The organism is Moorena sp. SIO1F2, from assembly GCF_010672755.1.
In the GTDB taxonomy this organism is placed as follows: Bacteria; Cyanobacteriota; Cyanobacteriia; order Cyanobacteriales; family Coleofasciculaceae; genus Moorena.
This window is the reverse complement of sequence record NZ_JAAHFV010000213.1, coordinates 1-11,229: the sequence shown is the minus strand read 5'-3', so window position 1 is coordinate 11,229 and position 11,229 is coordinate 1. Positions and strand designations below refer to the sequence as shown.

At 45.1% G+C, this 11,229-nt stretch carries 9 protein-coding genes and 2 pseudogenes; 9 read left to right on the top strand and 2 right to left on the bottom strand.

Annotated features, from left to right (window positions below; genetic code table 11):
• The 9 genes and pseudogenes from rpoC1 to F6J94_RS21930 form a co-directional block, all read left to right on the top strand.
• Positions 1 to 524 (top strand): annotated as a pseudogene (gene rpoC1 / locus F6J94_RS21970) (DNA-directed RNA polymerase subunit gamma); the annotation flags it as partial.
• Positions 525 to 599: 75 nt separating this feature from the next.
• Entirely contained in the window at positions 600 to 1,187 is a 588-nt protein-coding gene (locus tag F6J94_RS21965) for an IS607 family transposase (RefSeq protein ID WP_293025773.1), read from the top strand.
• Positions 1,171 to 1,452, top strand: a pseudogene (locus F6J94_RS21960) (helix-turn-helix domain-containing protein); the annotation flags it as partial. The gene F6J94_RS21965 and the pseudogene F6J94_RS21960, both read left to right, overlap by 17 nt.
• A 453-nt stretch (positions 1,453 to 1,905) precedes the next feature.
• Positions 1,906 to 5,850: a DNA-directed RNA polymerase subunit beta' gene (locus F6J94_RS21955; RefSeq protein ID WP_293044132.1), complete on the top strand. Its 3,945-nt coding sequence runs from the start codon at positions 1,906 to 1,908 to the stop codon at positions 5,848 to 5,850.
• 289 nt (positions 5,851 to 6,139) lie between these two features.
• Positions 6,140 to 6,559, top strand: a complete 420-nt coding sequence (locus F6J94_RS21950; protein WP_293044130.1) for a hypothetical protein — start codon at positions 6,140 to 6,142, stop codon at positions 6,557 to 6,559.
• Positions 6,560 to 7,756: 1,197 nt separating this feature from the next.
• Entirely contained in the window at positions 7,757 to 7,897 is a 141-nt protein-coding gene (locus F6J94_RS21945; protein ID WP_293044128.1) for a hypothetical protein, read from the top strand.
• A 9-nt stretch (positions 7,898 to 7,906) separates the two neighbouring features.
• Positions 7,907 to 8,134 (top strand): hypothetical protein, encoded by a 228-nt coding sequence (locus F6J94_RS21940; RefSeq protein ID WP_293044126.1) that lies wholly within the window; start codon positions 7,907 to 7,909, stop codon positions 8,132 to 8,134.
• Positions 8,135 to 8,854, top strand: a complete 720-nt coding sequence (locus tag F6J94_RS21935) for an NB-ARC domain-containing protein (RefSeq protein ID WP_367142254.1) — start codon at positions 8,135 to 8,137, stop codon at positions 8,852 to 8,854.
• The gene (locus F6J94_RS21930) at positions 8,851 to 9,108 is read left to right on the top strand and encodes a hypothetical protein (RefSeq protein ID WP_293044124.1); all 258 of its coding nucleotides are present in this window, start codon (positions 8,851 to 8,853) and stop codon (positions 9,106 to 9,108) included. Before F6J94_RS21935 ends, F6J94_RS21930 begins: the two co-directional genes overlap by 4 nt.
• 163 nt (positions 9,109 to 9,271) lie before the next feature.
• On the opposite strand, the gene F6J94_RS21925 is transcribed toward F6J94_RS21930, so the two are convergent.
• Positions 9,272 to 10,207 carry a methylenetetrahydrofolate reductase gene (locus tag F6J94_RS21925; protein WP_293044122.1) on the bottom strand — a complete coding sequence of 312 codons (936 nt, stop codon included), beginning with the start codon at positions 10,205 to 10,207 and terminating at the stop codon, positions 9,272 to 9,274.
• A gap of 29 nt (positions 10,208 to 10,236) precedes the next feature.
• A partial coding sequence (gene trpS, locus F6J94_RS21920; RefSeq protein WP_293044120.1) for a tryptophan--tRNA ligase occupies positions 10,237 to 11,229 on the bottom strand: 993 nt, incomplete at its 5' end.

Below are 11,229 nucleotides of genomic sequence, written 5' to 3'. Positions count from 1 at the left end.
GTGCCATTCAACTGCACCCCTTAGTCTGTCCAGCGTTTAATGCGGACTTTGATGGCGACCAGATGGCAGTACATGTGCCTCTATCCCTAGAATCCCAAGCAGAGGCTAGGTTGTTAATGCTGGCATCGAACAATATTCTCTCACCAGCAACAGGTCGCCCCATTATAGCACCGAGTCAAGATATGGTCTTGGGATGCTATTATCTAACCGCCAAAAATCCCAATGCAACCAAGGGAGCAGGTCGTTACTTTGCTAACCTCGAGGATGCAATCAAAGCCTACGAACAAAAGCAAGTACACCTCCATGCCTATATTTGGGTGCGCTATGACGGCATAGTTGACACAGACGAACCAGACAAGGAGATGATTTCTGAAGAATCTTCACCCGATGGTATGGTGACCAAAGTCTACAAAAACCGGCGAGTGAGGGAAACAGCCGATGGTGAACTTATTTCCCAGTACATCCGCACCACCGCAGGTCGGATCATCTACAACAAAACTATTCAAGAAGCCCTATGGGGCTAGGTAAAAGGATTGTGACAGTTAACCAAAGTGTCCACTAATTTACCAAAATATTCCACTATTTGGTAGATTATAAGGATGGCACTCGTACCACTTCGTAAGGCGGTCGAACTTACGGGACTATCTAGGAACACTCTGAGGAAATATGCGGACGATGGAACGATCAAATGCGAAAAAACTCCAGGAGGAACAAGGTTTTTTGACACAGAAAGCCTGCTCAGTCTGGGGCGAAGACAACCAAGACAGCCAGCTACCATCTGTTACTGCCGAGTCAGCAGTAGCAAACAATTTGACGACCTCGCCAGGCAAATTGCCTACATGCACTCCCTCTTCCCGGAAGCGGAAATCATCAAAGACATCGGATCAGGTCTCAACTATAAACGCAAAGGTCTTAGAACCATACTGGAACGGCTTGTGCGAGGAGATCAGCTCACGATTGCTGTTGCCTGTCGAGACAGACTTACCAGATTTGGATTTGAACTCATTGAGTACTTGGTCAGTCTCAACGGTGGAAAAATCCTGGTTCTCGACCAACCTGAAAGTTGCCCCGAGGCTGAACTCACGGCAGATCTTCTCTCCATCATTCACGTCTTCTCCTGTAGAGTCCACGGACTCAGAAAGTACGGGACAAAAATCAAAGAAGATAAGAGTGTTCCTAAACTCTGAACAGCGTGCAATTATCCGCCACTGGTTTGGAGTGTCCCGTTATGTTTTTAATAAAACTGTAAAAATACTAGAAAATGGCGAAAACAAAGCTAACTGGTTTGCCATTAAAACTGAAATACTAAACAACCTTCCCGAGTGGTGCAAGACAGTACCTTATCAAATTAAATCCATAGCGATTAAGGATGCTTGCACGGCTGTCAGGGAAGCCAAGAAGAAGTATAAAAATACTGGCCAAATTAATCGGGTTAGGTTTAGGTCTCGAAGGTAGATTTTGGTAGCTAAAAAGTATCGGTAAGCATTTAGAATGCGCGAATTTAGAATGCGCGAATTTAGAATTAGGAAATTCAATAGAATGTATAATTGAGAATGTATAATTTAGAATGTAAGATGTTCAAGCTGAGGGGGTGACATGAGCCCTGAAAAGCTTACTATATAAGGCTTTGAGGCCAATGATATCAGGGAATATACAGTCGTCAATTGACCCTCTTTTCATTTTATGGAAGCTCAAACCCTGATAACTGCATCCAAGGTCGCGCCCAAAACAGCATGTATCTTTTGATAACTGATGGGATTAAATTATTACCCAGTAAGGTTTTAAGCTTGCATGTACCCCCCCCCAGATTCTAAATTAACCCATTCTAAATTCTAAATTAATCCATTCTAAATTCTAAATTAACCCATTCTAAATTATTAATTAGTCATCCCCTTTAAAAGCATCATGGCAGATCAAAAAGCTCAAAAAGAATTAATTTTTTATAACCGGATTGTTGATAAAGGCCGGTTAAAAAAGCTGATATCTTGGGCCTATACCAAATACGGCAGTGCCCGGACAGCCCAAATGGCAGACAAACTCAAAGATCTGGGGTTCCGCTATGCTACCCAGGCGGGGGTTTCTATCAGTGTAGATGACCTGCAAGTGCCACCAGCTAAACGCCAGATGTTAGATGAGGCGGAAGCTATGATTCGTGCCACAGAAGGCCGGTTCACTAGGGGTGAAATTACTGAAGTTGAACGGTTTCAAAAAGTTATTGATACCTGGAACGGAACCTCTGAGGCTCTCAAAGATGAGGTGGTCCGTAACTTCAAAGACACAAACCCCCTCAATTCAGTGTACATGATGGCTTTTTCCGGAGCACGGGGTAACTTGTCTCAGGTGCGGCAATTGGTAGGTATGCGGGGTCTGATGGCTAATCCCCAAGGTGAAATTATTGACCTACCGATTAAGACTAACTTCCGGGAAGGCTTAACAGTAACGGAATACATTATCTCATCCTACGGAGCCCGCAAAGGCTTGGTGGATACTGCCCTGAGAACGGCTGACTCCGGTTACCTCACCCGTCGTCTGGTAGATGTTTCCCAGGACGTGATTGTACGAGACCTTGATTGTGGCACAAGTCGGGGCATCAAAATCACACCGATGACCGATGGCGATCGCGTTTTAATTTCCCTAGCGGATAAGCTCTTAGGTCGAATTGTAGCAGAGGAATTGGTTCATCCAAAAACCGGGAAAGTAATTGCTAAACAAAACCAAGATGTATCTGATGAACTAGCCAAAGAGATTGAATCGTCTGGTATTAAAGAGGTAATGGTGCGATCGCCTCTAACCTGTGAAGCCCAGCGGTCAGTTTGCCAGAGATGCTATGGTTGGAGCTTAGCTCATGGGCACATGGTGGATTTGGGCGAAGCGGTGGGGATTATTGCTGCCCAGTCTATTGGGGAACCAGGAACTCAGTTGACTATGCGAACCTTCCACACGGGGGGTGTGTTTACCGGGGAAGTGGCACGCCAGCTCTCTGCTCCCATGAAGGGTGTAGTAAGCTTTGGTAAAAACCTACGTACCCGCCAAGTTAGGACTCGCCACGGTGACGACCGTCAACAAGTGGAAGTAGCTGGGGATCTGATTTTGGAAGCAACTAATGGCTCTGCCAAAACCTTTCCTTTAACAGCGGGCTCCTTGCTCTTAGTCAGTAATGGGCAAACGGTCAACAAGGGTGATCTCTTAGCGGAAGTAGCCCTGAGTAAAAGCCGTCCCTCCACAGAAAAAGCGGCTAAGGATGTGGCATCGGATTTAGCCGGGGAAGTGCTATTTGCTGACTTAGTCCCCGAGGAAAAAACAGATCGACAGGGTAATACCACTCGAATTGCCCAGCGCAGCGGTTTGCTCTGGATTTTATCTGGGGACGTCTATAACCTACCCCCTGGTGCCGAACCGGTGGTGAAAAATGGGGATACTGTAGAGATTGGGACAGTAATGGCGGAAACCAAATTAGTCACACTCAACGGTGGTGTGGTGCGACTGACCCCAGGCAAAAGAGAAATTGACATTATCACAGCTTCCGTCCGCTTGGATCAATCACAGGTGAGAATGGAAAGCACGGGGGGTAGGGAACAATATGTGATTCACACCGCCAATAATCAGCACTTTTCCCTGAAGGCAACCCCTGGCACAAAGGTACTGAACCACCAGGTGGTGGCGGAACTGATTGATGACCAATACTACACTAAAACCGGTGGCATCATTAAATATGCTGGTGTAGAGGTGGCTAAACGGGGTAAAGCCAAGCAAGGTTACGAAGTTACCAAAGGGGGTACCTTACTCTGGATTCCGGAAGAATGCCATGAGGTCAACAAAGATATTTCCCTGCTGCTTGTGGAAGACGGTCAATACGTGGAAGCAGGGACAGAAGTGGTTAAGGATATCTTCTGTCAGTCGTCCGGTGTAGTGGAAGTTGTCCAAAAAAATGACATCCTCCGGGAAATTGTGGTTAAGCCTGGGGAATTTCATCTGGTGGATAACCTGCCAGAGAACATGACCAGTGAGGGTCAGCTGATCTATCCCGGCTCCGAGGAGTTGCCAGGGATAACGGTAGACAACCTCTGTTATGGAGAAGCAGTGGATACACCTGATGGTATGGGACTGCTGCTGCGGCCAGTGACGGAGTTTGCTGTACCAGATGAGCCAGCGGTTCCCTCTCAGGCGTCCATTAATACCCAAGACTCCAACCAAGCTACCCAAGGAACCCAGATTGAATTGCGAGCCCTCCAACGCATTCCCTATAAAGATGGAGAGCGGGTGAAGTCTGTGGATGGGGTGGAATTACTCCGCACCCAGCTGGTATTGGAAATGAGCAACCCCGATGCTGGCAGTGACCATTCTAGTTCATCCCAGCTGAGTGCTGACATTGAGTTAGTCGGTACTGAGGATGAAGCCTCTGAGGATATGCGATTACAACTGGTGATCCTGGAGTCGTTGGTGGTTCGCCGGGATACCAATGCAGATCCGTTAGGGGGCAATACCAAAACCCGGATTTTAGTAAATGATGGGGACGAAATTCCTGCAGGTGCGGTAGTGGCTCGAACAGAAATTCAGTGTAAGGAAGCTGGTGAAGTCCGGGGGATTCAAGAAGGATTGGAAGCCATTCGCCGAGTGCTGGTGGTCAGGGATGCTGACCAAGTCACAATCCCCATTACGTCTCCTGCCACAGTCAAAGTAGGGGATTTGGTCGTTGGTACCAACACCTTAGCGGAAGGGACACCCGCTGGAGAATCAGGTCAGGTGGTTCAGGTGACGGATGATTCCGTTATCCTGCGACTGGCTCGTCCATACCGAGTTTCTGCGGGGGCAATTTTGCAAATTGACAAGGGAGATTTGGTGCAGCGGGGTGATAACCTGGTACTGCTGGTGTTTGAACGGGCCAAGACAGGGGATATTATCCAAGGTTTGCCCAGGATTGAAGAACTACTAGAAGCTCGCAAACCCAAAGAAGCCTGTATCTTGGCCAGACGTCCTGGAGAAGCCCAGGTGATTTATGAAGAAGGCGAAACCGTTGATATCAAGGTCATTGAGTCAGACGGAGTCGTGACCGATTACCCGATTTCCCCTGGGCAAAATGCTATTGTTTCCGATGGTCAGCAAGTCGGTACCGCTGAACCCATCACCGATGGCCCAGCCAATCCCCATGAAATTTTAGAGATTTTCTTCAACTACTGTCTCGAAAAGAGAGGTGTCTACGAAGCGGCTTTAAAGGGATTGCAACAGGCACAGGCATTTTTGGTCAATGAAGTTCAGTCGGTGTATCAGTCTCAAGGCATTGATATTGCTGATAAGCATATTGAGGTGATTGTTCGTCAGATGACCTCTAAAGTGAGGGTAGACGATGGTGGTGATACCACTATGCTACCAGGAGAACTCGTGGAGTTGCGGCAGATTGAGACAGTGAATGAAGCAATGGCGATCACTGGTGGTGCCCCAGCTCAGTATACACCTGTACTACTGGGAATTACCAAAGCATCCCTTAATACCGATTCATTTATCTCTGCTGCCAGCTTCCAAGAAACTACTCGTGTGCTGACAGAAGCAGCGATCGAAGGTAAATCTGACTGGCTCAGGGGTCTGAAGGAGAATGTCATCATTGGACGTCTGATTCCCGCAGGGACTGGCTTCAATGCTTACCAAGAGAGCAATCTTGGTAGTCCAGAACCAGAATTCGACCATGGGAGTAGCATGGTCTATGGCTATGGTGAACCCGCCGATAGTGCTGAATTACAGCAAGGCAACCTGCTTGATGATAACACAGCCCGTGTTTACAGCTTAGATGAGGAGAGTGATTTGGCTGCTGATCCTAGCAACTTAGACCTCTTGAATGGAAATTTTCCAGAATAAGATTGAACTTACCCCTGGATAAATCCTGGGAAAAACAAGGGCGTCTGATCATGAGCTTTTTAAAAGCTTTTCATCAGACGCCCTTACGGTATTATTTAGTATGATTCATTCCTATCACCAGACTTCAAGCTAGCTGTATGCTTAGGTCTGGATGCAGCCGCTCATCGGGTTTCCACGGGGATTACAAGGTGCGGAGGCAACCCTGGGCACACAGCCCCCAATGATTTATAATACACCGGTGCTGGACTAACGTAGTGTCATATTAAAATAAGAAGAAGGGGTTATAAACATGACAACTGTCAGTAAAAGTGAAAAACTCAAGGAAATACAGGAAGCCTATAAAAATAGTAATAAAATGGCTTATGAGTTGTGTAGAGTATTTGAACAGGTCTGGCAAGTTGCTCCAGATGAATCAGCCTTAGCAATAGCCAATAAGATTATGTCAAAAGACATATATTATTTTATGTTTGTGTTTGATTTGGACACCGAGGAAGGTTATAGCGAAAAGCTCAAACAGGCTAGCAAGGAATCATTTAGAAGTCGTAGAGAATGGCGTCAAAAATTAGAAGACTTAGAAGGGAAAAAACAGCTGGAAGCAGAAGAAGAGGAAGTTAAGGAAAATTTGTTAAATTTACTAAATGATTCTAGCGCTGATACTGATAGCAAGATCAGAGAAAATTTATTAGATATAGTAAAAGCTTGTCTTTGATTAAACCAGAGCATTACCCGGCTCTATACATTTTCGGTTTTAGGGATTGCTGTTCCCTTTGCTATAGAACAGGTATGTAAGCATTCAGCTGTCAGTAGTCAGCCGTGAGCTAAAGGCTCACGCTACTTGAGGTGCTTTGTGGCACAGGCTTCGACCCTGGGACTTTCCGTTTTATTCAAAAGCTGTTCGGTGTAGCTCGCCCATAACTACCTCAAGTAGCACCTCAAGTAGCGCATAAGCTGATAGCTGATAGCTGAATGCTTACGAATTAATCGGGCGTTGCGTCAGTCTTTGAATGAATATTCGTAGAGTGGGCATCCTGCCCGCCCCAAAATAAGCATGAAACTGGCAAGATGCCAGTTCCACCAAGATGCCTATTCCACAGGTGCGCGCCCGAACGCGCCCCACGTCGGCTTTGCCGATAGGTGCGACCCAAGGGCGAGTAAATCGCCCTTGGGTCGCACCAAAGCGCGAATTTAATAATTAGATGCGGAAAGCGCACCTAAACACTCTTAAAATCATTCCATTATTAAGCAACGCCATTAATCGTGGGTTGTATCGCTCCAAAGATGGCCATTTAATTAATGCCGACCGTAATTGGTGCATGGAATATTGGTCGCAAAAGTAAGCACAATGGTTTTACCGGAGTGTCTAGAGGTTGCTTGGCACAACCAACAAAACTTTATGTTCTGTGAATCCCCGTCCTTCAGGTCCCGGAGCTGTCAACCCTTGGCTTAACGACTGCAATCAGAAAAGCGATCGCTTTTCTGAAACCTCAACTAAACAAGATTAGCCACTCATTAGCTTGAGTATTAGCAGTGATTGTGATCCCCTTTGCTGCCCAGTGTTGCGTCAGTGCTGACTCCTAAATGTAAACTTTTGTAAATATCTGCATAATTTCCTGAGCTTGACTTGATAGTTACTTGGATGGTGTAGTTGTAAACTTTTGTAAAGAAATTATGGAATTTGCTGGATTCTCTGTTGAGTCTTTGATACAACTTACAGCCCTTGTAAGTTTTCGATGGTGCTGATCAAACCAGGTCTAAGCTAATACACATTTACTTGGCATTAGCTGATTGGTTGCAATGTGATTGACGGTGAACAGTCAACGGTTGACTGTCAACGATCAACTGTAACGTTGATGCTTTAGCCACAGTCTGTAAGGGTTTACAAGTTTATATCAAGGAAGGCAAGCAAATGGCGCAGGGTGCGTTTTATCAAGAAGATGAACTTTTCTTAGAAGCAGTAAAGCTCTGGGATTTAGACAATTTATATATAGATATAGGCGAACAAAAACAGAGGGAAACCCAGAATAAAACCACACTTACACCAGTATAAAAAGTGTGCTTGAGAGGATTGCTTTGTGGCTACTCCCCAAAAAAAATAGCTGAGACTCTCCATCGGAGCTCTAACTCAATCGCTGTTGCCTTGACTAGGGGATTGTATCGATATGTCGAAGCACTAACTAATCGAGAATTAAATAGCCTCACTAACTGGAAAGACGTCCCTAACTGGCTAGAAGTTGCAGGATATAAAATGCCTCATTACCACCACGATTGGGGGGAAGCACCATAAATTTCTGCTTTCTATGGACGCACTAATCAACTCAATCAACTGCAGCAATGGATTAGTAAAAAGCAATACTCACTAGTAGCCATTCTCGGTATAGGAGGGATTGGTAAAACCACTCTGGCTGTCAAACTGGCAAACAATCTTCAGGGGGAATTTAACTATATTATTTGGCGTAATCTCCGCCATGCTCCACCCCTAAAGCAACTGCTAGTAGAGCTGCTTCAATTCCTATCTCACCAGCAATCATTCAAGTTACCAGAAGACATAAACGCTCTTATTTCTAGCTTGATCAAATGTTTACAAGAGCATCGGTGTCTGATCATACTCGATGACGCAGAGCAGCTTCTAAATCCTGGCGCTATAGCTGGATACTATCAAGCCAACTATGAGGATTATGGTCAGCTATTGAGACGAGTAGCCCAGGAAAAACACCAAAGTGCTTTGCTGCTGATCAGTTGGGAAAAATTTTTACAACTAGAGTTACTGGAGCAAAAAAATAACACTACTGCTTCATTAACCCTGAAGGGTTTACCTACAGAAGAAGCTGAAAAAATTTTAGTAGATAACGGTTTGTTTGGAAATACGGAAGAATGGGAAACCTTGATTACCCGTTATCGAGGCAATCCCTTAGCATTAAATCTAGTAGCGACAACAATTGACAAATATTTTAATGGCAGTGTCTCGAAGTTTTTAAGCTTGAAGGAAGTATTTCCGAACCAATGAGGTTAATTTTAATTGCACAGTTAAATCGCTTAGATAAGTCAGAAAGAGAAGTAATAAAGTATCTAGGTACAAGCACTACACCGGTTTCCCGGGAACAATTGCGCCAGGATATGACCATTAGCTCGGATTCAAAACTAATCAATGTTTTACAATCCCTCCAGAGGCGCTCACTGATTGAGACATTCACCGACATTAGTCAAACTTTTTTCACCCTATCCCCTGTAGTTAGTTCGGTGATTCTTAGTATTAGTTAAAAGAAAAAGCAATAGGGAATAGGGAAGAGTTCAGGAAGTGTGGGAAGTGTGATAAATGTTGTAAATGCGATAAGTATGGGAAGAGAATAAGGTATATTTACCCTATTCCCTATTCCCTATTCCCTATTCCCTGGTCGCAGCGCTATAACTATTTATCTGAAATTTACTTACAAACTAAGTCATTAACAGCAGAGGATTTCTGCAATGGCGAAATGCCAGCCAAATCCAAAATCTGGGGAATCAAGTCTTCTCGCCGGACTGCCATCATGTGAACACCCTGGCACAGTTGCTGTGCTAGCTTAACTTGTTCAGCGGCAATTTTTATCCCTTCTTGTAACTGATTATCTGCTGCTGCTAGCCGATCAATAATTTCGTCAGGGATATTAACCCCTGGAACTTTTTTATTAATAAACTTAGCATTTTTAGCGGATTTGAGCAAAAATATCCCTGCTAAAATTGGCTTATTAGTACCAGCCGCAATCTGATCCATAAACTTCTCTAGGCGATCAAAATCGCAAATGAGCTGGCTTTGGAAAAACTCTGCTCCCGCTTCCAGTTTCTTTTCAAACCGACTTTGTAAGCCTGACCAACTCTTGAGCTGGGGGTCTACTGCTGCACCAGTAAATAAATCAGTTGCTTGATCAGTAAGGGGCTTATCATTGAAATCAACCCCTTGATTTAGCTTAGTAATTAGTTGCAATAGGCGTACTGATTCCAAATCAAATACACTTTTAGCATCAGGATGATCACCTGCTTTGACTGGATCACCAGTTAGGGCGAGAATATTACTGATACCTAAAGCGTTAATACCCATCAAGTCAGCTTGCAAGGCGATGCGGTTGCGATCGCGACAAGCCACCTGACAAATTGGTTCAATTCCCTGCTGGCGTAAAATCACCGAGGCTGCCCAAGACGACATCCGCATGACTGCCCTAGAGCCATCAGTGATATTGATAGCATGGACTCTATCTTTGAGGGTTTGAGCCATTTTGACCATGTGAGCTGGGTTACCCCCCTTGGGTGGTGCCACTTCTGCAGTAATCAAAAATTCACCGGACTCAACGGCAGTGCGAAACGAATTCTTAGTGGGGTTAGTCATTGGTTATAGTATTTACTTATCTCCAGGAATTAGGTTACAGCAATGAACCCTAATGCAGTTTTCACCCTGGACAAGGTCTGGTTTGCGATCGCTTCTGCTTTTTGTCGCCCCTCTCGCAACACCGACTCAAGATAGCCCTGCTCTGACCTAACATCGTGATACTTCTGTTGAATCGGCTTGAGCGCTTCAATTGTTACCTCTGTCAGTAAGGGCTTGAATTTGCCCCAACCCATATCCTGACATTCTGTCGCCACCTCTTGCTTCGTTTTCCCAGAAAGAAGGGTATACAACGTTAGTAGATTATCACATTCCGGGCGTTCTGGATCATCAAACCATAAGCCTCTAGTTGGGTCAGTTTTACAGCGCTTGATTTTCTTTTGAATCTCCTCAGGGGAGTCAAGCACGTTAATCCTGCTCAACTCGGATGGATCAGACTTAGACATTTTGCGCCTGCCATCAGTGAGACTCATGACACGAGCACCCGTTTGCCGGATCATAGGCTCTGGCAACTTTAGCACAAGTTTCTCCTGACTGCCAAACTTGTCATTAACTCGGATAGCGATATTACGAGTCAGTTCGATGTGTTGCTTTTGGTCCTCTCCCACTGGAACTTTATCGGCATCATAAAGTAAAATATCCGCTGCCATCAACACTGGGTAGTCCAGTAAGCCAGTACTGACATTTTCCCCTTGTTTTACCGCTTTTTCCTTGAACTGGATCATTCGCTCTAGCCAGTTAAGAGGAGTAATGCAGTTGAGCAGCCAAGCTAGTTCACTGTGGGCAGGGATATGGGATTGTACGAAGATAGTAGAGCATTCTAAATCAATCCCGCAGGCTAAGTAGAGGGCAGCAATGCTTAAGGTATCTTCTGCTAGAGTTGCTGGGTTATGGGGTACAGTAATAGCATGTAAATCAACTACACAAAATAGATTATCATACTCACTTTGACCTTCGACCCAGTTGCGGATAGCTCCAAGATAGTTACCCAGGTGAAGATTGCCAGTTGGTTGAACTCCAGATAA

Coding starts and splice junctions, on each gene's coding strand:
- F6J94_RS21965 (WP_293025773.1), top strand. CDS start 600: ATGGCACTCGTACCACTTCGTAAGGCGGTCGAACTTACGGGACTATCT.
- F6J94_RS21955 (WP_293044132.1), top strand. CDS start 1,906: ATGGCAGATCAAAAAGCTCAAAAAGAATTAATTTTTTATAACCGGATT.
- F6J94_RS21950 (WP_293044130.1), top strand. CDS start 6,140: ATGACAACTGTCAGTAAAAGTGAAAAACTCAAGGAAATACAGGAAGCC.
- F6J94_RS21945 (WP_293044128.1), top strand. CDS start 7,757: ATGGCGCAGGGTGCGTTTTATCAAGAAGATGAACTTTTCTTAGAAGCA.
- F6J94_RS21930 (WP_293044124.1), top strand. CDS start 8,851: ATGAGGTTAATTTTAATTGCACAGTTAAATCGCTTAGATAAGTCAGAA.
- F6J94_RS21925 (WP_293044122.1), bottom strand. CDS start 10,207: ATGACTAACCCCACTAAGAATTCGTTTCGCACTGCCGTTGAGTCCGGT.